This is a genomic window from Amycolatopsis sp. NPDC088138 (assembly GCF_044741685.1).
Lineage (GTDB): Bacteria > Actinomycetota > Actinomycetes > Mycobacteriales > Pseudonocardiaceae > Amycolatopsis.
The window spans coordinates 124,355-145,298 of record NZ_JBIUTB010000008.1 but is presented as its reverse complement, the minus strand read 5'-3'; the positions used below and the strand labels follow the sequence as shown (position 1 = coordinate 145,298).

Sequence of the window (20,944 nt, the reverse complement as noted above, 5' to 3'; positions counted from 1 at the left end):
TGCGGGTCATGCGCGACGAGGACGATGCCGGAGACCAGCCAGGGCGAGCACGGTCCTACCGCAAGGCCGAAGAGCGGCGTGAGCAGGTCCTGGCGAAGGCGATCGAGCTGTTCGCCCGGCACGGTGTGGACACCTCGCTGCGCTCGATCGGCGAGTCGATCGGGGTTTCCCACGCCGCGCTGCGGTACTACTTCCCATCACGGGACGACCTGCTGATCGCCGTCTACCAGGCACACGAGGCCGCCGACGACGAGGAAGACGGCAAGGCGCTGCCGATCGAGGACGGTGATTCGGCGACCGCGGTGATGAAACGCAGCGCGTTGCGCAACCGCGAGGTCCCGGGCCTGGTCGAGCTGTACGCGACGTTGACGACCGACGCCCTGCAACCGGACCGGCACCCGGCCGTGCGGGACTTCGTGTGGCAGCGGTTCCGGCGCGTGCGCGCGCAGCTGGCCGAGCTGGTGCGCGAGGGGCGGAGCGCCGGCACCGACGTGGACGCCGACGACGCGGCAGCCCTGCTGGTCGCCGCGTCCGACGGGCTGCAGGTGCAGTGGCTGCTCGACCCGGAGGCGGTCGACGTGCACCGCGTGCTGAGCCTGCTGGAGCGGCTGGTGCTCGGGTCAGCGCACCCGCGTCATGACGGCGAGACCGACCACGGCGGCCAGCCCGAACCCGGCGGGCAGCAGGAACACCAGCGGTAGCCCGGCCCAGGCCGCGCCCAGCCCGCCGGCCAGCCCGCCCAGCGCGGAGCTGAGCGCGGTCGAACTCATGAAGATCGCCGAGGCGGTGGCCACCGCCTCGGGCAGCAGCCGCTGCGCGACGATGATGCCCAAGGTCGCGAACACGCCCCAGACCCCGCCCATCAGGATCTGCCCGGCGAACAGCCCGGCCGCGGTGCCGGTCAGCGCGAAGCAGAGGTTCGCGCCGACCCCGAACCCGGCGGCCAGCACCATCAGGCGGACCTCGCCCGTCCGGCGGGCGACGACCACCGCGATGGGCATGAGGACCAGCTCCACCAGGGGCTGGATGCCGATGATCGCGCCGCTGAGCGCCGGGCTGAACCGCAGCTGGTCGTTCATGTAGATCGGCAGGAAGGCGTACTTGACCGACTCGCCGGCGTAGACGCAGACGTAGAGCGCCGTGAACGCGAGCAGCGGCAGCATCGCGCGGACGCCGGGCCGGGCCGGGAGCGATCCGCCCCGTGCGGCCGGCCGGGCCACGCCCGGATCGCGCAGCGCGCCCAACGGCACCAGCTGGGCCAGGGTCGCGACGGCGGTCGCGAACAGCATCACGCGGGAGCCCGCGACGGCCGCCAGGAACGACCCGGCCACCGGCCCCACGACCCAGCCCGCGGTGAGCGCCATGCGCACGATCGCCACGACCCCGTCGTTCGCCGGCCTCGGGCGCAGCGCCGCCTGATCGTGGATGGCGGTGAACAGCTGCGACGTCGCGGCGCCGGCGAAGCCGAGCACGACCGCGCTCACCACGAACGGGACCCACAACCGGGGCGCGAGCGCGATCGCGGTCCACCCGGCGAACCCGACGACCGCGCACAGCCGGAACAGCCCCAGCCGTGACCCGGTGCGGTCGGAGCGGGCGCCCACCAGGTAGCCCGCCACCGGCGCGGTGAGGTTGGTCAGGTAGTACAACCCGGCCACCGTCAGCGACGCGTGCAGCTCGCCGACCAGGAACGACGCGATCTGCGGGGCCGCGGCGGAAAACCCCAGCCCGGACAGGAACAACGCCACCGTCGACCGGACGTACAGCGGGGTGGCCCACACCAGCCGCAACGCCGTCTGCCCGGGCTGTCCGGGCTGTCCGGTCCCGGGATCGAGACCCGGCCCAGCCCCCGAACCGGGAGGTTGTCCGTTCATCCCCGGGAACCTACCCGCCAGATTCTTCCAATGGAAGAATCCGGCTTCACCCGCAAGCGGCGAGGGGGCTGTCCGCGTGGAGGTTCACCAGTACCGCACGGAACAGATCCAGCACGGTGCCGTCTTCTCGTCGTGCTCGCACAGCGCTTCGCAGGCGGCTTTCGCACGCCGGTGGTCCCTCAGCCGTCCGCTCAGCCATTCGCGCACGGTCAGCCGCCGGATGCCGGACAGCTCTGGGGCATCCGCGTCACGCTCCCGCTGGAACCAGCCTCGAGCGGTCATGGGAACGGCACCTCGTCGTCTTGTCGGTGACGCCGGCTGGAAGCGCTTTCCTGCTGCTCACACCCCGAGCATGCGCCGCAGGTCCGGGGCGTGGCGCCGGGAAACGGGCACCAGCTCGTGGGTCCGGGAGTCCATGATCAGGAACAGCTCCCCCTTGATGCCCCGCTCGATCTCCGCCACCCGGCGCAGGTTCACCAGGAACCGCCGGTGCGCCCGGCGGAACCCGTAGGACGTCAGGGACCGCTCGACGTTGTCCAGGCCGCGGGTCGCGGCCTGGATCCGGCCCCGTTCGGTGACCAGCCAGACGATGTTCCGCTCGGCCTCGGCGTAGCGGATCTCCGACGGGGCCAGCAGGACCAGCCGGTCGTTGCGCATGCCGACGACGCACCGGGGCAGCGGCCCGACCGCTTCGTCGGCGCCTCCCTCGTAGGCTTCGCCTTCCTGCACCCCGAACGCGCACAGCATGCCCACCACGTGGTTCGCGTCGACGACCGACCGCATGGTCACCGGCGTGGGCTCTTCACCGGGCCGCACCGGCAGCCGGGCGTGGCCGCTCCACTCGGCGCTCCCCCGCGCCCGGTCCTTCGCCCACCGCAGCACTTCCGGCAGCCCCGTGATGTCCGGGGTCCACCGCCGCGCCGGTTCGGTCACGCCCGTGACGATGCGGGCTTCACCGGTCAGCCCGAGCATCGCGACGGCCGATTCGTTCGCCGCGAGCACGTTTCCCCCACGATCCATCGCCAAGAACGAACCGCCGGCCTGCGCGCACTTCCTGGTGAACTCGGCGACGACCTTGTCGGCTTCGTAGATGGCGCGCCGGTAGATCTCCTGTTCCACGAACGCGGCCGCTTGGGTCAACCACGGCGGCACGCGCTCGGACAGCGTCGCGTTCCACCGCGAAATGTTGATCGACGCGACCGGCGCGCCGGTCACCACGTCGCGGATGGAGGTGCCCGCGCACGCCCACTGGTGGAACGCTTCGCACCAGTGTTCCGGCCCCGTCACGGTCACCGGACCGGACACCTCGAGCGACGTGCCCATCCCGTTGGTGCCGGTGCACTCCTCCGACCACGACGACCACGGCGCGAGGTTGTGCAGTTCGGCGCGCCGCTGCGCGGTGGGATCGCCCCAGGCGCCGAGGACGCGCCCGTCCCCGTCCGTCACGGTGACGACGGCGCCGTCGTGCTCCACTTCCTGGCCGGCCAGCGCACCGAGGCCACCGAGCGCGGTGAAGATCACGCCGGTGTCGCTCCGCCTGCCCTCGTCGGCCCGGGCCTCCGGCGCGACGTCCAGCGCGCGGTCCACGTCGTAACGATCCCGGCACCGGTACCAGGAGGCGAGGATCTCGGGCCGCACGCCCGTTTCGACGTTTTCGCCGGCGGCGAAGTTTTCCCACGCGCGGGCCACTTCCCTCGCCGACGGGGTGGCCATCAGGGAGCCGGCGGATCCGGTCCGGCTCGGTGCGATCCGCAGCGGCGGCACTCGCCCCGTCATCGCGACCTCCCTTCCCTGCGGCGAAGCGTCTCAAGACAGGTTCACGCAGTTCGGCCACACCGCTGTAGAACTACCCGATCGGACGGGTGGCTCGGGCGAAGAAATCCGGGCAGACTTCGAGCATATGCCCGGCTGGTGGCGAAACGCCGTCCCGACCGCTGGTGGGTGAATGGCCGCCGCCCGTCATCGCCGCACGACCGTTCGTGGGAGGTTCACCCGCGGTCATCACGCACGGCTTGCCCTCGATCCGATGGCCGGTTTAGCTTGCTACGAAGGCCAAACGCCACGCCCGGGCCCGACAGACCAAAGGCGGTCTCCCCATGGCACAGGTACGCCAGCTCGATCCGGGCTCCCGCGGCCGTGGCGGCGCGACGGTGTTCCAGGCGTGGGAACGGTTCGCGCGAGGCGGGGACGACCTGAGCGGGGTGCGGCCCGAGATAGCGATTTCCTGGCACCGGTGCCGGGACCAGTACCGGGTCGACCCGGGCCTGACCGAGGCCCCGGCGGCCGTCGCGGACGTCGGCCACGCGCTGGAGCACGACGTCGTGTTCGCCGAGCTCGGCTTCCGCGCGGCCTCGCTGGCCCACGAGGTCGGCGCCCTCGGCGGCATGGTGACCATCACCGACGGCACCGGCCGGGTGCTGGCCCAATGGGGTGACCAGGCCACGCAGGACGTCGCCGCCGAAGCCAACCTGGCCCGGTGGTTCTGCTGGTCCGAGGGCACCACCGGGACGAACGGCATGGGTACCGCGCTGATGTCCTACGCGCCGGTGCTGATCCGCGGCGCCGAGCACTGGTGCCGGGCGTTCCACGACTGGACCTGCGCCGGGGTGGCGGTACGGGACGTGGTGACCCGGGAACCGGTCGCGGTGCTCAACATCGCGTGCTGGCGCGGTGACCTCCCCGGCACGGTGGGGGCCTGGCTCGGCAACGCCGCCACGATGACCCAGCGCATCCTGCGCCGGCGTGCCAAGGACGACGGCGCCGAGCTGATGGCCGCCTTCAGCCACGTCAGGTCGGGCTCGAGCGCGGCGCTCGCGGCCGTGGACGCCGCGGGCCGGGTCGTGCTCGCCGACGACACGGCGGGCGTGCTCCTCGGCATCCCCGGCTCCACACCGGCACCCGATCCCGCGGTGCGGTGGAAACCGGAGCTGCCGGAGTTCATCCGGGCCGCCAAGTACGCCGCCGAGCAGGCGGCGCGCAACCCCGGCTGGTCCGGCTCGACGCAGATCTCCACCCGGCTCGCCAGCGAACCGACGTCGATCAGCTTCCAGCCGGTCTTCCTGTCCGGTCATCTGGTCGGCAACGTCGTTTCGTTCGGTGTGGCCGAAGGGGATCCGTTGCCCCGGGCGAAGGAGGACGTGCCGCCGCACGTGCAGCCGCACCGGATGGTCGCGACCCGCGAGAACCGCATGGTCCTGCTGTGGCTGCCCGAAGTCTCCTTCGCGCAGTCGGACGGCAACGACGTCTGGCTGTCCACCGACCAGGGACTGCTGCGCTCCGCCTCGCCGGGCCTCGACCGGCTCGAAGCCGAGCTGACCGATTCCGGGTTCCTCCGGGTGCACCGCCAGTACGTGGTGAACCTCAGCCGGATCCGGGAGGTCGAGCGCCGGCACAAGGGCGAGCTGTTCCTGGTCATGGACGACGACGCCCAGACCATGGTCCCGGTTTCCCGGCGCAACGCCCCGACCGTGCGCCGGGCGCTGGAGATCTGACCCGGCCGGTCAGCCGCGGTACCGGTGCACCTCGCAGACGCAGTACATGAGGCGGCAGTCGTAACACGCGGGCTTGTCCACGCAAGTGATGCAGCGCTCGCAGTGCACCGGTTCGGTGTGCCGCGCGACGTCATCGGGCCCGTAACGTTCCCCGCAGTACAGGCACGGCGGCGGCTGCTCCATCACATCACCTTCGTCCCGTGGCCGGGCCGTCGCGGGAACGACGGCCCGGCGACGGCTCAGTCACGTCAGCGGCGGTTTCCCGTCACAGGGAGAACACGATCAACGCGGCACCGTGTCCCTGGCCGGACAGGCCGGGGACGATCCCCTCGAGCCAGCCGCCCCAGCCGACCGGCACCGCGATGTACTGCTTGTCCTCGACGGTGTAGGTGCTCGGGCTGCTGTGGTGCCCGCTGCCGCACTGGAAGCTCCAGAGCTTCTCCCCGGTTTCCGCGTGCAGCGCCAGGAACTCGCCCGCGGGGGTGCCGGCGAACACGACGTTCCCCGCGGTGCTGAGGGTCGAGGCGGCCATCGGCATGCCGTCGAGCCGGTGGCGCCACTTCTCCTCACCGTGGGAGTCGAACGCGCTGACCGAGCCGGCCATGTCGTCGATGTCGACCTCGACGGCGGCACCCCAGTAGGGCATGCCCTCCTTGAACTCGCGACGGCGACGGGTCGCGGTGGCACCCACGTCGGCCACCGGGACGTAGAACAGGTCGTGGTCCGGGTTGTACGACACGTGCGTCCATTCCTTCGCACCGGCGGGGCCGGGGAAGAAGTGACAGGGCTCGCCTTCCTTGTCCGGGTACTTCCGGGCGGTCACCTTGCCGTCGCGGGTGATCACACCCCAGTCGATCCGGTCGACGAACGGCGTGACGTGCTGTAGTTCGCCGTTGGTGCGGTCGAGGACGAACATGTACCCGTTCTTGTCGAAGTGGGCCAGCAGCTTCTTGCCGTCCCGCTCGAACAGGGTCATCTCCATCGTGGAGTCGTAGTCCCACAGGTCGTGCGGGGTGAACTGGTAGTGCCACTTGATCTCACCGGTGTCGACGTCCAGCGCGACCACGCTGTCGGTGTAGAGGTTGTCCCCCGGCCGGACGTCGCCGTCGAAGTCGGGAGCCGGGTTCCCGGTGCCCGCGTAGTAGAGGTTCAGCTCCGGGTCGAAACTTCCGGTGACCCAGTGGTTCGCGCCGCCGCGCTGCCAGGCCTCGCCGTCGGCGGGCCAGGTCTCCGAGCCGGGTTCACCCGGCTTCGGCACGGTGTAGGTGCGCCAGCGCCGCTCGCCGGTCTCGAGGTCCCAGCAGTCGATGTGGCCGCGGACGCCGTACTCGCCGCCGGAGGACCCGGTGATGAGGGTGTCCTTGATGACCAGCGGGGCGATCGTGGCGCTCTCGCCGGCCCGGACGTCGCCGATGGGCTTCTGCCAGACCTTCCGCCCGGTGGTGGCGTCGAGCGCGAGCAGCTGGGCGTTCTGGGTCACCATGTAGACCTTGCCCTTGGCCACCGCGCAGCCCCGGTTGACGTTGGCGCAGCACAGGGTCACGTCGATCGGGATCGCGTGCTTGTAGCGCCACAGCTGCTCGCCGCTCTTCGCGTCGAGCGCCCAGAGCCAGCCGTCCCAGCCGGTGACGAACATGACGCCGTCGACCACCAGCGGGCAGGCCTCGAACGCGTACGTCGAGGTGGAGGCGATCATCCCGCTCGCGCCGGCCTGGAAGATCCAGGCGACCTTCAGGTCCTTGGCGTTCCCGGCGTTGATCTGGTCGAGCAGGCTGTGCCGCTTGCCGTCGTAGTCGCCGTAGTAAGTGATCCAGTTGTGGGATTCGCTGCGCGCCTGCAGGATGCGCTCGTAGTCGACGCCGCGCGTCACGTCCGGCGCGCGGTGCGGCAGGTTGGACAGCTTGCTGTGGTCGAACGCCTTGCCGGCGTCCAGGTACTCCAGTGTCATGGGTTTCCTGCCTTTCTACGGCCGCGGCTGGGCGGGTCGGTCGAGCTTGGCCTCCGGCGGCACTTCACCGGTCACGACGATGGCGGCGGTCAGGCCCCGGCCCTCGTCGTTGCCGGCCGGTGAGCCGTACCAGTAGCAGCCGGGACCGTCCAGTTCGATGGTCGCGCTGCCCTTCGAGTGGTTCAGCAGGCCGATGAACTGCTTGTCCCCGTTGCTGGGCAGCAGGCAGGCGTGGGTGTTCTTGTCGTCGTTGATGATCGTCAGTTCGAGGACGCCGGAATGCGGCATGATCAGCACCCCCGGCTCCCACGCCATCGCGTCCTCCCGGATCCGGATGGTCGCTTCCATCGTCCCGTCGGCCCGCTCGTCCGCCCTGGCGATCGTGCCGGACCCGAGCACGGCACCGATGGTCGCCTTGTTCTGTCCGCGCAGCTCGGCCAGGAGGTCTTCTCGTTCCTGGGTAGTCGTCATCGGACCTCACCTCCTCAAGTGCGGATGCGCACTTTTGTTGTCCTGCAACGAGTTCGGACTCTACCGCCGGGGAGCCCGGCACGATATCCGTTGCCACAGAACAGCCGAGCCCCACCGTTCGCCCGGCGAGAGGTACCGTTCAGCGCAGGTCGAACCGGTCGAGTTCCATCACCTTCACCCACGCTTCCACGAAGTCCCGGACGAACCTCCCGCCCGCGTCGTCACTCGCGTACACCTCCGAAAGCGCTCTCAGCTCGGAGTGCGAGCCGAAGAGGAGGTCGACCCGGCTCGCGGTCCACCGCACCTCGCCGGTGTCCCGGTCGCGGCCCTCGTAGGTCGCCGTCCAGCCGGCCTCGCCCCGTTTCGGTGCCCATTCCGTCGTCATGTCCAGCAGGTTGACGAAGAAGTCGTTCGTCAACGACCCCGGCGCCGAAGTCAGCACGCCCACCGGGGAACGCCGGTGGGTGACGCCGAGCACCCGCAGCCCGCCGAGCAGCACCGTCATCTCGGGTGCGCTCAGGGTCAGCAGGTTCGCCCGGTCGACCAGCAGGTGCTCCGGCGGCATCCGGAAGCCGTCGCGCAGGTGGTTCCGGAAGCCGTCCGCCCAGGGGTGCAACGCGCCGAACGACTCGACGTCGGTCCACTCCTGGGTCGCGTCGGTGCGCCCGGGGCGGAACGGGACGCCGGCCTCGTGGCCACCGGCCGCGGCGGCGCGCTCCACCGCGGCGCACCCGCCGAGCACGATCAGGTCGGCCAGCGAGATCTGCTTGTCCCCCGGCTGGGCCGTGTTGAACCGCTCTTGAATCCCTTCCAGCGCGGGCAGAACGACGTTCAGCTGGTCGGGTTCGTTGACCGGCCAGCCGCGCTGCGGTTCGAGCCGGATCCGGGCGCCGTTCGCCCCGCCGCGCTTGTCGCTGTCGCGGTAGGTCGAAGCCGACGCCCATGCCGTCGCCACGAGTTGCGTCACCGTAAGGCCAGAGTCGAGGATCTCGCGTTTGAGAGCGTCGATGTCGGCGGCGTCCACCAGTGCGTGGTCCACCGCCGGCACCGGGTCCTGCCAGAGCAGCCGTTCGGCCGGGACGAGCGCCCCCAGGTACCGCCGGCGCGGGCCCATGTCGAGGTGGGTCAGCTTGAACCAGGCCCGCGCGAAGGCGTCCTCGAACTGGTCCGGGTGCTCGAGGAACCGCCGCGAAATCGCCGCGTAGACCGGGTCCTCCTGCAACGAGAGGTCCGTGGTGAGCATGACCGGGTGGTGTTTTTCGTCCGGGTCGAAGGGGTCCGGCACGGTGCCCTCGCCCTGGCCGCCGGCCGGGATCCACTGCCACAGGCCGGCCGGGCTGAGCTCGACGTCCCACTGGTAGTCGAAGAGCGTCTCGAAGAACGTGTGGTCCCACCGGGCGGGCGTGCGCGTCCACATCCCTTCCAGGCCACTGGTGACCGTGTCCGCGGCGATTCCGCTGCCGTGCCGGCCGGTCCAGCCCAGGCCCTGCGCGGTGAGTGGCGCGGCCTCGGGTTCGGGCCCGCAGGTCACCGGGTCCGCCGGGCCGTGGGTCTTGCCGAAGGTGTGCCCGCCCGCGATGAGCGCCACCGTTTCCTCGTCACCCAGCCCCATCCGCCGGAAGGTCTCCCGGATGTCGCGGGCCGCGAGCCGCGGGTCGGGGTTGGTGGCCGGGCCCTGCGGGTCGACGTAGATCAGCCCCATCTCGGTGGCGGCGAGGGGTTCGTCGAGCTCGCGCAGGCCGCTGTAGCGGTCTTCGGCCAGCCATTTGCGTTCCGGGCCCCAGTACGTCTCGTCGGGCCCCCACACCTCGGCCCGGCCGCCGCCGAACCCGAAGGTCCGGAAACCCATGGACTCCAGCGCCCGGTTGCCGGCGAAGACCATCAGGTCCGCCCAGGAGATCCGGCGCCCGTGCTTCTTCTTGATCGGCCACAGCAACCGGCGCGCCTTGTCCAGGTTGCGGTTGTCCGGCCAGCTGTTCAACGGCGCGAAGCGCTGCATGCCGGCCGCCGCACCACCCCGGCCGTCGCTGACGCGGTAGGTCCCCGCGGCGTGCCAGGCCATGCGCAGCACGAGCGGGCCGTAGTGCCCGAACTCGGCGGGCCACCAGTCCTGGGACGTCGTCAGCACCTCGTCGACGTCCCGCGCCAGTTCGCCGAGGTCCAGCGTCGCGAATTCCGCGGCGTAGTCGAAGTCCTCGGGCCGGCGCCGGTGCAGGGCCGTCAGGTCGACCCGGTGCGGCCACCAGTCGTTCGGGTCACCGCTCGCCACCGGAGGGTTCCGCAGCCGGGCCGCCCGGGTCCGGCCCAGGATCTCGTCGTAGGTGCGGTAGACGTGGGTGTCGGGATTTTCGGGCATCCGGTGTCACCTGCGGTTCAGCCGAAGGCCAGTGGCAGCAGGATCGCCGCGCCGAGCAGCGCTATCCCGCTGAACAGGTCGGACCGGACCCGGACGACCTTGGCCGCCAGCCGCCCCACGTACAGGCCGGCGAACGACATGATCACGGTCATGCCGCCGAAGGCCAGCATCGGGACGATGAGGGAGAACCCGGCGATGCCCAGGCTCGTGCCGGCGATGAAGTTGTCGATGCTCAGCGAAAGCGGCATCCCGAAGAGCGTCACCCAGGGGTGGTCCATGTCCTCCGGTTCCGGGTGCCGGATCGCCCCGACGATGAAGTACACCCCGTACAGCCCGAGCGCGGCCGCCCCGACGTACTCCGCCCAGTCACCGAGGAAGTCACCCAGGAAGTGCCCGAGGAACCCGCCCAGCAGCGGCCCCACCGCGTCCCACACCCCGAAGACGAGGGCCACCTGCAGGGCGCGCCGCCAGCCGAACGGGATGGTGCCGATGGCGATCGACGAGCGGAAGTTGTCGAGGCTGAGGCCGAAGGCGAGGGCGATCAGCGGCAGGAATTCAAGCGTCACTCGAACCACCTCGGGAGAAGGACCAGGGTGGCGGAAGGCCCCGGTCGGATTCCGGGAGCCGGGGCCCTACGCCGACGCGGGGACTCTGCGGTCAGCCCCGGTAGAAGTAGCCGGTGACCTCAGCGCACACCTCGACGATCGTGTACTCCGGAGTTTCCCATTCCATGTCTTCCTCCTTTTCGCGGACTCGAAGAGCATCTGGGATCCGGCGGAGGCGCAACAACCGATCTTGGACCAGCGGTCGGCAACCGGTGCCGAACGGCGCCCCGGCACCCACGAGTGGGACTACCGCTCGCGCGCCGGAACCTTCGGCCTGCGGTAGATGAGCGGCCCGCTGGGATCCTCCTGGTTGGCCCGGAGCACGGCGTCCTGCACCAGGTGGTGGTCCGGCGAGAGCCGGCACACCGGATCGGTGCGTGCCGCGTCGCCGGTCAACGCGAAGGCCTGGCACCGGCAGCCGCCGAAGTCCAGCTCCTTGCGCGGGCAGCTGCGGCACGGGTCGGGCATCCAGTCCGTGCCCCGGAACGCCTCGAACGCGGCCGACTTCGCCCAGATCCACGCGAGGTCGTGGTCGCGCACCGAAGGAAACTCCATCGTCGTGATCCCGCCGGCCACCGGGCAGGGGTGGACCACGCCGTTCGGGGCCACGGTGAGCGCCGTGCGCGCCCAGCCGCCCATGCACGGCTTGGGGTAGGTCTCGTAGTAGTCCGGGAGGATCCAGAGCAGCTCCAGCCGCTCCCCCAGCTCGGCCTTCCGGCGTTCGTAGACGCCGACGGCGTCGTCCAGCTGGGCCCTGCTCGGCATCAGCAGTTCGCGGTTGCGCAGCGCCCAGCCGTAGTACTGGGTGTTGGCGAGCTCCAGCCGCTCGGCACCCCACTTCACGCAGACGTCGATGATCGCGTCCAGCCGGTCGAGGTTCAGCCGGTGCAGGACGACGTTCATGTTCAGCGGCAGCCCGGCGTCGCGGATGACGCGCGCGGCCGCTTCCTTCTTGTCGAAGCGCTTGCTCGCCGCGACCAGGTCCGTCGCCTCGGCGGCGTCGCCCTGGATGCTCAGCTGGGCGCTGTTGAGCCCGGCTGCGACGAGCGATTCCGCGCGGCGCTCGGTGAGCCCGAGGCCGCTGGTGATCAGGTTGGTGTACAGGCCGAGGCGGCGGCACTCGGCGACCAGTGTCTCCAGGTCGCCGCGGACGAGGGGTTCCCCGCCCGAAAAGTGGACCTGCAGGACCCCCAGCTCGGCCGCCTCGCCGAGCACCCGCAGCCAGTGCCCGGTGTCGAGCTCGTCCTGCTGTTCGAGCAGCGTCAACGGGTTCGAGCAGTAGACGCAGTGCAGCGGGCACCGGTGGGTGACCTCGGCCAGCAGGCCGTAGGGCGGCGGCGGGCCGTTCACTGGACCACCACCCAGCCGCGTCCGCTGGCGTCCTGGAGGAACGCCATGACATCGCCGGCGAGATCGGTCGCCTCGAAGTCGTGCTCGAGCCGCTCGACCAGCTGCCGCACGGTCCGGCTGCCGTCGCAGAGGCCCAGGATCGCCGCCCCGGACTTGTTCAGCAGCACCACCCGTTCCGGCAGCAGGAGCAGCTCGACGTCCCGGACGCTGTCGTGCTTGAGCATCGCCTTGGTGGCCAGCCGGGGTGTGGCCGTCAGGTCGTCGACGTCCATCACGAACTCTTGCCGTAGGCGAGCTGCACGGCGTCGAGCAGGCTCCAGAGGACGTCGCACTTGAACTCCAGCGCCCGTGCGCAGGCGTCCTGCTGCTCCCGGGACTTCGCGTGGCCGAGCACCAGGTCGAGCAGGTGCGCGATGTCCTTCGGCTGCTGGGTGAGCCGGGCCCGGAAGTAGTCCAGGCCGTCCGGCGCGATCCACGGGTAGTGGTGCTCGACGTCGGTGATCCGGCGGCTGAGCAGATCCGGCGCGAACAGCTCGGTCAGCGCCGACGCCACGGATTCCAGCCACGGCCGCCGTCGGCAGAAGTCCACGTAGGCGTCCACGGCGAAGCGCACTCCGGGCAGCACCGTGTCGTCGTCGAACAGCTGCTCGCGGGTCAGCCCGACGGCTTCGCCCAGGCGTACCCACTTCTCGAGGCCGCCTTCGTCGCCCGTGCGCCCGTCGTGGTCGATGATGCGCCGGATCCAGCGGCGCCGGTCGTCCCGGCCGGGGAGCTTGGTCAGGATGAACGCGTCCTTCACCGGCAGGTTCACCTGGTAGTAGAAGCGGTTCCGCACCCACCCGCGGAACTCCTCCTCGGTCAGCGAGCCCGCGTGCATGCGCTCGTTGAACGGGTGCAGATGGTGGTACCGCTTCTCCCCGATCGACCGGAGCCGCGCTTCGAACTCCTCCGTGTTTTCCGTGGACCAGGCGTTCACACTTCCACCTCCAAGCCGGCTCGGCCGACCTCGATGCCCAGGTCCGTCAGCCGGCGCCGTTCCGGGGACTCGTCGTCGAGAATCGGGTTGGTGTTGTTGATGTGCGTGTAGATCTTCCGGGTCGCGGGCAGCGCGGCCAGTGCGCGGGCCGAGCCGTCGGCGCCGCCGACGGGCAGGTGCCCCATCGAGCGCCCGGTCCGGTTTCCCGCGCCCTGAGCGGACATTTCGTCGTCCGTCCAAAAAGTACCGTCCAGGAAGACGCAGTCGGCCGACACGACCTGCGCGGCGAACGCCGCGTCCCACCGGGGCAGCGTCGGCGCGTACACCACGGTTCCGCCCGTCACCCGGTCTTCCAGGCGGAAGCCCACCTCCCACTCGGCCGAGTCGTGCGGACGCCCGACGTAGCGAGGGGCCTTGGAGCCGGTCGGGAAGGCGGTCACGCGCAACCGGTCGTCCAGGTCCAGGGGCCGCCCGGTTTCGAGCTGGGACCACGAGAGGTCCGCGTAGTCGCTCAGCAGGTCCCGGACCGGGAAGGACGAGGTCAGCGCGTCCAGCACCGGCGAAGTCCCGTACACCGTCAGCGCCGATCCCTCACGCAGCACCAGCAAGCCGATCGTGTGGTCGAACTCCGCGTCCGTCAGGAGCACCCCGGCCACCGGCGTTTCGCGGGTGCCCGGGCCCGGGTGCAGCGCGGGATCCGCCGCGATCTGGTGGTGGACGTCCGGGGTCGCGTTCAGCAGGAACCACCGCTCGCCGGTTCCGGAGACGGCGATCCCGGCGTGGGCCGTCGCGACTTCGGGCTTGGCACGGGCTTTCCGGCAGCCGGCGCACGCGCAGTTCCACTGCGGATAACCTCCGCCGGCCGCGACGCCGAGGCAGTGAACGAACATGTCCCTCCCGGGCTCGTTCTTCTCCCCCAACCTTCTTCGCCCCGCGCCGGGCCTGGCAACGGATCACGAACGACCGGCACCGGATCCCGGACGAACGGCGCCCGTCCCCCCACGAGCGGGCCGCTCAGCCCGCCGTGGTCCGGATTCCGGCCAGGCGGGCCGCCGCGGCGAAGCCGTCGTCGGTGCCGGGCCAGTGGGCGCGCACGGCCTCGAGCCCCGCGCGGCGGACGACGCCGCGCAGCACGGCCGTGACGATGATGGCGTCGTCGGCGTGGCCGAGCACCGGAATGAAGTCGGGAATCAGGTCGAGGGGCATGGCCAGGTAGACCAGCAGGAGGCCAAGCCGGATCCGGACGCCGCGCGGCAGGGTGGGGTCCGCGGCCAGGCGCCGGATGAGCCGCAGCACGTCGGGCAGCAGCCGCAGAGCCTCACGCAGGAGCCCGCCCCGCGGCCGGACGACGACGAGCGCGACGATCAGCGCGAGCCAGGCCAGCACGAGCGCGACGGCGACGCCGATCAGCAGGTCCCCCCAGAACGAGCCGGTCACCGCTGGTCGACGGCTCGGAGCCGGGGCGCCGGGCGTTCGGGGGCTTCGGCCTGGAGGGCGGCTTCTTCGAAGTCGGCGAGTGCGGCGGCGGCCTCGTCGACGGCGTTGCGGGCGTCCAGGCCACCCGGTGCGGCGAAGTAGTCACGGGCGGCGATCTTGTCCATCCAGCTCCGGAACCGCTGCAGGTCGGCCTCGGACTCCTCGACTTCGGCGTAGGTGAGGTTGCCGCGGGCCCGTTCGTCGGCGAGTTCCCGGCGCAGCGCGGGGATCCGTTCGAGGACTTCGCCGTACTCGATGTCGCGGGCGGTGTTGAGCTCGGCGATCACGGCCTCTTCCTCGGCCGGCTCGGTGAAGGTCATCGACAGCACCCGCGCGGTGCCGCCCTGGCGGCGCACCCGGTCGGCCAGGCGGCGGATCTCCCGCACCACCTCGGGCCGGGCCGGCAGCAGGCACACCGACTGCTGCAGGTAGAGCGCGCCGAGAGACCGGAGCTTGCGCCAGACCTGCACGCGCAGCGAGTCGGGCGCGCCGGCGGTCGACACGCTGATCACCAGCCAGGCGTGGTCACGAGGTTCGGCACCCATCCGGCGCACGTTACGCCCGTAACATCGGCCTGGTCCAGGCGTAACAGGGGCAGGGCGGTGGGGGCTGCGGCGACCCGGGTCACCGGGGGCCCGGCACACCGCACCCACACCGGGCGCACGATAAACACGTCTGGCGGTGTACCGGACCTCGCCGGTGCCCTTGCCTGGAGAAGCGAAACGACCGGGCCCGGTGGGAGAACCACGCGCCACGGGCCGACGGATCTGCTGGTGGGGCGGCGATGATCTGGTGACAGCCGACGACGGTCATGGCGGCGGACTGGTCAGGAAGTACAAGCGCCGACCCGAGGACGTACCGCCCGGCGAGGCCGCGGATCTCCGGCGACGCCACGACTCGGGCGAATCCCTGGCCAAGCTGATGGACGGTTTCGAGGGCAGCTACCGCACCCTGCGCGCGGTGCTCCGCTCGACCGGTGTCGTCTTCCGCCCACCGCCGACCACGCCACCCGCGCCGCCCGGCCTCGCCGAGGTCTACCTCAGCGGCAAGTCGCTCGCGGCCACCGGCGAGACGTTCGACCTCACGCCCGGCGTGGTCGGCCGCATGCTCGACAACGCCGGCGTTCCGCGGCGGCGGCAAGGACGGCCGGCCAGCCCCGATGCGGGCGAGCCGCCGGGGAAAGGGGCGTCCAGCGGCAGCTGAACACCCGCGAAGCCTTTAATAGAAGCGCCACCACATCGGCATGAGCGCCAGCACGCCGAACGCGAACATGCTCACGGCGATGATCTGGGCCTGGTACCGCTTCACGAGTCTCCTAGGTCTGGCGAATCTGGGCCGTCATATCAAGCGGATCGTCCACTCGTTATGGAACCGCGACCTTAGCCCTGCTCATTCAGACCGGGAACTTCGGGGTCCACCTTCTCAGCTACAGGCAACCCGTCCGCGCGCCGAATTCGACCCACACCACACCGGAGATCAACATCCACACGCGCACCGTACACCATTGAGTGACCGCGCGTGCCGGAGAGTAGTCAGCGGAAGAGGCGGAAGAACCCGCGCACCTGCTCGACCAGCGACTCCGGCTGCTCCAGCGCGGCGAAGTGGCCGCCACGCGGCAGTTCCTCGAACCAGCGCAGGTCGGTGAACCGCAGCTCGGCCTCCCGCCGCGACGGGCGGGTGATGTCGCGCGGGTAGACCGACAGCCCGGACGGCGCGGTGACCTTGTCCCGGAAGCTGGCGAAGCTCTCCCAGTACAGCCGCGCCGACGACGTGGCCGACGCGGTGAACCAGTAGACCGAGATCTCGTCGAGGATCTGCTGCCGCGACACCGCGTCCTCGGGACGGCCGTTGTTGTCCGTCCAGGCCTGGAACTTCTCGGCGATCCAGGCGGCCTGGCCCGCCGGGGAGTCGGTGAGGCCGTAGCCGAGGGTCTGCGGCCGGCTCGCCTGCTGCCCCGAGTACCCGCGGCCGGTGCGCTGGAACTGCTTCGCGGCCTCGAGGTTCGCCAGCTCCGACGGTGTCGGGTCGTCGAACGTGCCCGCCGCCACCGACCCCAGGTTCAGGTGCACGGCCGCGACCCGCTCGGGCGCCACCTCGCCCAGCGCGCCGGACACCGCCGAGCCCCAGTCACCGCCCTGCGCGCCGTACCGCCCGTAACCCAGCGAAACCATCAGCGTGTCCCAGGCACGCGCGATACGCGTGACGCCCCACCCGGTCGTCGACGGCTTGTCGCTCCAGCCGTACCCGGGCAACGAGGGCGCGACCACGTGGAACGCGTCGCCCGGATCGCCGCCGTGCGCGCGCGGGTCGGTCAGCGGGCCGAGGATCTCCAGGAACTCGAGCACCGAACCGGGCCAGCCGTGGGTGAGCACCAGCGGGAACGCGTCCGGCTCCGGCGAGCGGACGTGCACGAAGTGGATGCCCAGCCCGTCGACGGTGTCGCGGTACTGCGGGAAGGCGTTCAGCCGCTCGGCGAACCCGAAGTCGTAGTCCTCGGCCCAGCTGCGGCACAGCTCCTGCGCGTAGGCCAGCGGCAGCCCCTGTGACCAGTCGTCCACCGGCTCGGGCTCGGGCCACCGCGTCCGGCGCAACCGGTCCCGCAGGTCCGCGATCTCGGCTTCGGTGACGCTGACCTCGAACGGCTCGGCGGCCACGGCGGACTCCCCACCTCGGTACGATGTGACATGCGAAAGCCACTTTGAATGTCACCGTACGGACCGGTCAGGAGACACGTCAAATGCCGGATACGTGTTACACGCCGTCGGCGGTCCAGACGGCCGTCGATCTCGCCAACACCCTGAGACCGGTCAAGGGCGAGGACGCGCTCGAGACCGTGGAGCAGCTCCGGGCCTTCCTCGACGACCATTCCGCGGCCGAAGGGGCCGGTCCGCGGCGGCGGCTCACCCGCGCCGACCTGGCGGAGGTCCGCGAGGTGCGCGAGACGGTGCGTGCCGTGCTCGAACGGGCGAGCACCGACGCGGCCGCGACCGCGGCCCTGATCAACGGCGGCCTGCGTCGCAGCCGCGCCACCCCGGTGCTGCGCCACGAGCACGGCCGCTGGTGGACCGAGGTCACCTCCGACACCGGCCGCTGCTCGGCGCACCTGGCCGCGACCACGCTCAGCGCACTGGCCGCCGTGATCGCCACGCTCGGCCCGGCCCGGCTCGGGGTGTGTGCCGGGCAGTCATGCCGGGCCACCTTCGCGGATCTCTCACGCAACGGCTCGAAGCAGTACTGCACCCGGACCTGTGCGCACCGGGCCAGCGTCGCGGCCTACCGGAGCCGGAACAGCCCGCGCTGAGTGCCGGGACCTGCCGTCCCCGGACACTCAGTTCCGGCCGTCCGCGCCGCCCGGGTCACGACCCAGCCGCAGTCGCGGCGGCGGCATGGCCACCGTGTCACGCTCGCCCTCGCGAGCCGCGGGCACCAGCGGCCCGCCGGCGTCCAGCTCGGCCAGCAGGGCCTCGATCTGCTGCGCCTTCGTCACCCGCTCCCGCCCCCGGTACAGCTCCGCCGCCCGCTCCCACAACGACCGCGCATCCTCCCGGTTCCCGTGGGCGTGCAGGATTTCCGCGAGCACGGCGAAAGCCCGCGCCTGGCCGGTCGCATGCCGCGACCGGTCGGCCAGCTGCACCGCCCGGCCCGCGTGCCGCAGCGCCATCCGGTCGTCACCCTGGGCGTGCCGCAGCCGGGCGAGCACCGTGTTCAGCTTCATCGCCGCCGGGAGGTGCTGCCCCTCGTTCACCAGATCCGACGCACACCGGCACTGCCGCTCCGCGTCGGCGAGCCTGCCCAGCCGGACGTACAGCTCACCCAGCGCGATGTGCGACTGGATCTGCCCCGCGACGTCGTCCATGCCGGCCCGTCGAGCCAGCCCCTCCTGGTACAGCCGCAGCGCCTCCTGCTCACGCCCGTGCTGCTCCAGCAGGGCGTCGGCCAGCCGATGCGCGGCAGCGGCCCAGCGCTCGGGCTCGCCCAGCCCGCGTGCGAGCTCGAGCGCCTCCTCGTACATCGACGTCGCCTCCTTGGCCCGGTCGGCGTGCAACCGCCCGCGCGCCAGGTTCAGCAACACCGAAATCCGGCCGATCACGATGCCGTGCGCATCAACGAGCTCCAGGGCCCGCCGCAGGAACCGCTCGGCCTCGTTGTCGTTGCCGACCAGCAGGAGGACGTGACCGAGGTCGTTCAGGCTCGAGGCCTGAGCCGGGACGTCGCCGGCCGCGGCGGCGGAATCCGCCGCGACGGTCAGCCCGACGATGATGTCGTCGTAAAAACCGTGCCTGTCCAGCACGTCCCCGGTCACGGACGGGATCATCCAGGCGATGTCGTGCCGGCCGTGCCCGGCGGCGACGCGCACGGCACTGGTCAGGTTGGTCCGCTCCCGGAGCAACCACTGCCGCGCCGAGACCGCGGAGCCGAACAACGGCTGTTGCGCGGGTACCAGCGTCGGCGGCAACGGCGGCCGTTCCTTGTGCGGGTACAGCAGTCGATGGGCTTCGAAGGCGGCCTGCAGGTAGAACTCGAGCAGGCGCTGCCGGGCGGCGTCCACATCGGACAGCCGGCCGGCGAGGGACGCGGCGAACACGTGCAGCAGGTCGTGCACGCGGTACCGGTCCAGGTCGGCCGGATACTCGATCAGGTGCGCCGCCACGAGCACGTCGAGCGACCGCCGCACCGCCGCCACGCTCCGCCCGTCCGCCGCGGCGAGCGCCTCGGTGCTCACCTCGGCACCCGGGTGCAACCCCACCACGGCGAACACCCGCTGCTCGGCCGGCGGTAACGCCCGGTACGACACCGTGAACGCCGAGCGCAGGCTGCGAGCCGGCAGGTCACCCTCGTCACCGAGATCCAGCAGCATCTCCGCGTCCTGCAACGCGTTCGCCAAGGTCGCGAGCCGGGTCCCGGTCCGAGCCGCCGCACGGTCGGCCACCAGGGTCAGTGCCAGCGGGTTCCCCTGGCACATCCTGATCAGCGCGGCGACACCGTCCCGATCGTGGCGGGCCCGCTGCCCGATCCGGCGGACGAGAAGCCCGCCCGCGTGCCGCGGGTCCAGCGGCAGCACGGTGACCACCGGCGGCGTCAGCTTCGCCGACAGCGACTTCAGCTGCCACCGGGACACGACCACCACCGTGCACGACGCCAGGACCCCGATCAGGGAGTCCACCTGGTCGGTGCTGCGGACGTTGTCCAGCACGACCAGCATCGGCCGCCGCTCCAGCAGGCGCGTCAGTTTCGCGGCGCGCGCCACGGGACTCACGACCTGGTCCACCGGGTAGTCGAGCAGGGAGAGCAACGTGTCGACGACTTCGCCGGCCTCGGCGCGCTTGGCCTGGCTGTCTCCGCGCATGTCCAGCAGCACGACGTTGTCCCGGTAGCGTCCCGCGGCCCGATGCGCCCACCGGACGGCGACGGTCGTCTTCCCCACCCCGGGGCTGCCGGTCACCACCACGACGCCACGACGCGGGCGCCCGGCCGAATCCGTCGTGAACGCGTCGAGCTCCACCAAGAGCTCGTCTCGGCCGTCGACGTTCTCCAGATCCGGCGCCAGGTGCCGCACGACCGGCACCGGTTCGGCCTCCGCCCGCGGATCCGGCACCGGTGAACGGGGGAAGGTCCCCTCACCGCGGATGATCACCTCGTCGTGGACGGCGAGCAGCTCGTCCGCGGCGCGCAGTTCGCCGGCCGCGCGATACCGGCGATGCGTCGCGAGAAAGTAGTCGGTGGCCTCCGACGGGCGCTCGGCGGCCGCCAGCGCGCGGACCATCAGCTTGGTGAGGCTGAGCTGCATCGGATGAGAGCGCTCCAGCTCGCCCAGCCGGCCGACCGCGGCCGCCGCCTGGCCGGCCGCCAGCTGCTCGGCGGCGAGGAACGCGTTGGCCGGTATCCACTCCGACCTCAGCCACCTGGTCCGCCACTGCTCGGCGGGCTCGGTCTGCAGGTCCGCCAACGGCGTGTCCCGCCACAAGCCCACCGCTTCCGACGCCTGCGCGTGCGCTCGCTGCCCCTGTCCCGCGTCACGGAACCCGCGGGCCCGCGCCATCGCCCGGGCGAACCCGACGTGGTCGATGCTTTCCGGGGCCACCTCGAGCAGGCAGCCACGCTTGCCCGCCTCCACCCGGGCCGGCACCTGGTAGGTGTCGAAGACCTGCCGCAGCCGGGCCACGTACTGGTGGATCGTCGTCAACGCGTTGCGGGGCGGCTGTTCGTGTTCGGCCCACACCCACGACACCAGATCGTCGACCGGCACCCGGTGGTTCGCCGAAACCAGCAGCGCGGCCAGCACCTGCCGCACCCGGGGGCTGGACCACTTCACGTCCACGTTCCCGTGCAGGCGCATGGCCGTCCGACCGAGAATTCCGAACACGAAATCCATTGTTACCCCCTCGTCGCGGCACCC

The 20,944-nt window shown here is 71.3% G+C and carries 20 protein-coding genes; 4 read left to right on the top strand and 16 right to left on the bottom strand.

The window, feature by feature from the left end:
- The first annotated feature begins 8 nt into the window (after positions 1 to 8).
- A complete protein-coding gene (locus ACIOD2_RS41695) occupies positions 9 to 701 on the top strand; it encodes a TetR/AcrR family transcriptional regulator (protein ID WP_400550907.1) in 693 nt (230 codons plus the stop codon).
- Here ACIOD2_RS41695 and ACIOD2_RS41690 read toward each other — a convergent pair.
- The 3 genes from ACIOD2_RS41690 to ACIOD2_RS41680 all read right to left on the bottom strand — a co-directional run bounded on the left by ACIOD2_RS41690 (position 621) and on the right by ACIOD2_RS41680 (position 3,650).
- Complete coding sequence (locus tag ACIOD2_RS41690; protein ID WP_400550906.1) at positions 621 to 1,874, bottom strand: MFS transporter; 1,254 nt, start codon at positions 1,872 to 1,874, stop codon at positions 621 to 623. The two genes, ACIOD2_RS41695 and ACIOD2_RS41690, sit on opposite strands and share 81 nt — an antisense overlap.
- An 84-nt stretch (positions 1,875 to 1,958) precedes the next feature.
- Positions 1,959 to 2,156 carry a hypothetical protein gene (locus ACIOD2_RS41685; RefSeq protein ID WP_400550905.1) on the bottom strand — a complete coding sequence of 66 codons (198 nt, stop codon included), beginning with the start codon at positions 2,154 to 2,156 and terminating at the stop codon, positions 1,959 to 1,961.
- 57 nt (positions 2,157 to 2,213) lie between these two features.
- Positions 2,214 to 3,650, bottom strand: a complete 1,437-nt coding sequence (locus ACIOD2_RS41680; protein ID WP_400550904.1) for a LytTR family transcriptional regulator DNA-binding domain-containing protein — start codon at positions 3,648 to 3,650, stop codon at positions 2,214 to 2,216.
- A 320-nt stretch (positions 3,651 to 3,970) separates the two neighbouring features.
- Between ACIOD2_RS41680 and ACIOD2_RS41675 the strand changes: the two genes are divergently transcribed.
- Positions 3,971 to 5,365 (top strand): LytTR family transcriptional regulator DNA-binding domain-containing protein, encoded by a 1,395-nt coding sequence (locus tag ACIOD2_RS41675; RefSeq protein ID WP_400550903.1) that lies wholly within the window; start codon positions 3,971 to 3,973, stop codon positions 5,363 to 5,365.
- A 9-nt stretch (positions 5,366 to 5,374) separates the two neighbouring features.
- Here the strand turns inward: ACIOD2_RS41675 and ACIOD2_RS41670 are convergent, their stop codons facing one another.
- The 11 genes from ACIOD2_RS41670 to ACIOD2_RS41620 form a co-directional block, all read right to left on the bottom strand.
- Positions 5,375 to 5,548, bottom strand: coding sequence for a recombination activating protein 1 (locus ACIOD2_RS41670; RefSeq protein ID WP_400550902.1), 174 nt, complete (start codon positions 5,546 to 5,548; stop codon positions 5,375 to 5,377).
- A gap of 82 nt (positions 5,549 to 5,630) precedes the next feature.
- Positions 5,631 to 7,313, bottom strand: a complete 1,683-nt coding sequence (locus ACIOD2_RS41665; protein WP_400550901.1) for a PQQ-dependent dehydrogenase, methanol/ethanol family — start codon at positions 7,311 to 7,313, stop codon at positions 5,631 to 5,633.
- Positions 7,314 to 7,328: 15 nt separating this feature from the next.
- Positions 7,329 to 7,784, bottom strand: a complete 456-nt coding sequence (locus tag ACIOD2_RS41660; RefSeq protein ID WP_284740020.1) for an MSMEG_3727 family PQQ-associated protein — start codon at positions 7,782 to 7,784, stop codon at positions 7,329 to 7,331.
- 139 nt (positions 7,785 to 7,923) lie between these two features.
- Positions 7,924 to 10,140: a catalase/peroxidase HPI gene (gene katG, locus ACIOD2_RS41655; RefSeq protein ID WP_400550900.1), complete on the bottom strand. Its 2,217-nt coding sequence runs from the start codon at positions 10,138 to 10,140 to the stop codon at positions 7,924 to 7,926.
- A 17-nt stretch (positions 10,141 to 10,157) separates the two neighbouring features.
- On the bottom strand, positions 10,158 to 10,706 hold the full coding sequence (locus ACIOD2_RS41650) for a manganese efflux pump MntP family protein (protein ID WP_400550899.1): 549 nt from the start codon (positions 10,704 to 10,706) through the stop codon (positions 10,158 to 10,160).
- A gap of 285 nt (positions 10,707 to 10,991) precedes the next feature.
- Positions 10,992 to 12,095 carry a pyrroloquinoline quinone biosynthesis protein PqqE gene (pqqE, locus tag ACIOD2_RS41645; protein WP_400550898.1) on the bottom strand — a complete coding sequence of 368 codons (1,104 nt, stop codon included), beginning with the start codon at positions 12,093 to 12,095 and terminating at the stop codon, positions 10,992 to 10,994.
- Entirely contained in the window at positions 12,092 to 12,367 is a 276-nt protein-coding gene (gene pqqD / locus ACIOD2_RS41640; RefSeq protein ID WP_400550897.1) for a pyrroloquinoline quinone biosynthesis peptide chaperone PqqD, read from the bottom strand. Before pqqD ends, pqqE begins: the two co-directional genes overlap by 4 nt.
- Positions 12,367 to 13,071: a pyrroloquinoline-quinone synthase PqqC gene (pqqC, locus tag ACIOD2_RS41635; RefSeq protein ID WP_400550896.1), complete on the bottom strand. Its 705-nt coding sequence runs from the start codon at positions 13,069 to 13,071 to the stop codon at positions 12,367 to 12,369. The genes pqqD and pqqC overlap by 1 nt, the downstream gene beginning before the upstream one ends.
- Positions 13,068 to 13,961 (bottom strand): pyrroloquinoline quinone biosynthesis protein PqqB, encoded by an 894-nt coding sequence (gene pqqB / locus ACIOD2_RS41630; RefSeq protein WP_400550895.1) that lies wholly within the window; start codon positions 13,959 to 13,961, stop codon positions 13,068 to 13,070. Before pqqB ends, pqqC begins: the two co-directional genes overlap by 4 nt.
- A 124-nt stretch (positions 13,962 to 14,085) precedes the next feature.
- Positions 14,086 to 14,508, bottom strand: coding sequence for a YkvA family protein (locus ACIOD2_RS41625; RefSeq protein WP_400550894.1), 423 nt, complete (start codon positions 14,506 to 14,508; stop codon positions 14,086 to 14,088).
- On the bottom strand, positions 14,505 to 15,092 hold the full coding sequence (locus ACIOD2_RS41620) for a Chromate resistance protein ChrB (RefSeq protein WP_400550893.1): 588 nt from the start codon (positions 15,090 to 15,092) through the stop codon (positions 14,505 to 14,507). The genes ACIOD2_RS41625 and ACIOD2_RS41620 overlap by 4 nt, the downstream gene beginning before the upstream one ends.
- Positions 15,093 to 15,339: 247 nt before the next feature.
- On the opposite strand from ACIOD2_RS41620, the gene ACIOD2_RS41615 reads away from it, so the two are divergent.
- A complete protein-coding gene (locus ACIOD2_RS41615) occupies positions 15,340 to 15,750 on the top strand; it encodes a hypothetical protein (RefSeq protein WP_400550892.1) in 411 nt (136 codons plus the stop codon).
- A gap of 329 nt (positions 15,751 to 16,079) precedes the next feature.
- Here the strand turns inward: ACIOD2_RS41615 and ACIOD2_RS41610 are convergent, their stop codons facing one another.
- Positions 16,080 to 17,201, bottom strand: a complete 1,122-nt coding sequence (locus ACIOD2_RS41610) for an epoxide hydrolase family protein (RefSeq protein WP_400550891.1) — start codon at positions 17,199 to 17,201, stop codon at positions 16,080 to 16,082.
- Between the two features lie 83 nt (positions 17,202 to 17,284).
- Here ACIOD2_RS41610 and ACIOD2_RS41605 point away from each other — a divergent pair, with 83 nt between their 5' ends.
- On the top strand, positions 17,285 to 17,848 hold the full coding sequence (locus tag ACIOD2_RS41605; RefSeq protein WP_400550890.1) for a CGNR zinc finger domain-containing protein: 564 nt from the start codon (positions 17,285 to 17,287) through the stop codon (positions 17,846 to 17,848).
- Between the two features lie 27 nt (positions 17,849 to 17,875).
- Here the strand turns inward: ACIOD2_RS41605 and ACIOD2_RS41600 are convergent, their stop codons facing one another.
- Positions 17,876 to 20,920: an AfsR/SARP family transcriptional regulator gene (locus ACIOD2_RS41600; protein WP_400550889.1), complete on the bottom strand. Its 3,045-nt coding sequence runs from the start codon at positions 20,918 to 20,920 to the stop codon at positions 17,876 to 17,878.
- Positions 20,921 to 20,944 lie beyond the last annotated feature (24 nt).

Excerpts from the sequence above, each read along its gene's own strand:
- ACIOD2_RS41695 (WP_400550907.1), top strand. The coding sequence starts at position 9 with ATGCGCGACGAGGACGATGCCGGAGACCAGCCAGGGCGAGCACGGTCC.
- ACIOD2_RS41690 (WP_400550906.1), bottom strand. The coding sequence starts at position 1,874 with ATGAACGGACAACCTCCCGGTTCGGGGGCTGGGCCGGGTCTCGATCCC.
- ACIOD2_RS41685 (WP_400550905.1), bottom strand. The coding sequence starts at position 2,156 with ATGACCGCTCGAGGCTGGTTCCAGCGGGAGCGTGACGCGGATGCCCCA.
- ACIOD2_RS41680 (WP_400550904.1), bottom strand. The coding sequence starts at position 3,650 with ATGACGGGGCGAGTGCCGCCGCTGCGGATCGCACCGAGCCGGACCGGA.
- ACIOD2_RS41675 (WP_400550903.1), top strand. The coding sequence starts at position 3,971 with ATGGCACAGGTACGCCAGCTCGATCCGGGCTCCCGCGGCCGTGGCGGC.
- ACIOD2_RS41670 (WP_400550902.1), bottom strand. The coding sequence starts at position 5,548 with ATGGAGCAGCCGCCGCCGTGCCTGTACTGCGGGGAACGTTACGGGCCC.
- ACIOD2_RS41665 (WP_400550901.1), bottom strand. The coding sequence starts at position 7,313 with ATGACACTGGAGTACCTGGACGCCGGCAAGGCGTTCGACCACAGCAAG.
- ACIOD2_RS41660 (WP_284740020.1), bottom strand. The coding sequence starts at position 7,784 with ATGACGACTACCCAGGAACGAGAAGACCTCCTGGCCGAGCTGCGCGGA.
- katG (WP_400550900.1), bottom strand. The coding sequence starts at position 10,140 with ATGCCCGAAAATCCCGACACCCACGTCTACCGCACCTACGACGAGATC.
- pqqD (WP_400550897.1), bottom strand. The coding sequence starts at position 12,367 with ATGGACGTCGACGACCTGACGGCCACACCCCGGCTGGCCACCAAGGCG.
- pqqB (WP_400550895.1), bottom strand. The coding sequence starts at position 13,961 with ATGTTCGTTCACTGCCTCGGCGTCGCGGCCGGCGGAGGTTATCCGCAG.
- ACIOD2_RS41620 (WP_400550893.1), bottom strand. The coding sequence starts at position 15,092 with ATGGGTGCCGAACCTCGTGACCACGCCTGGCTGGTGATCAGCGTGTCG.
- ACIOD2_RS41605 (WP_400550890.1), top strand. The coding sequence starts at position 17,285 with ATGCCGGATACGTGTTACACGCCGTCGGCGGTCCAGACGGCCGTCGAT.
- ACIOD2_RS41600 (WP_400550889.1), bottom strand. The coding sequence starts at position 20,920 with ATGGATTTCGTGTTCGGAATTCTCGGTCGGACGGCCATGCGCCTGCAC.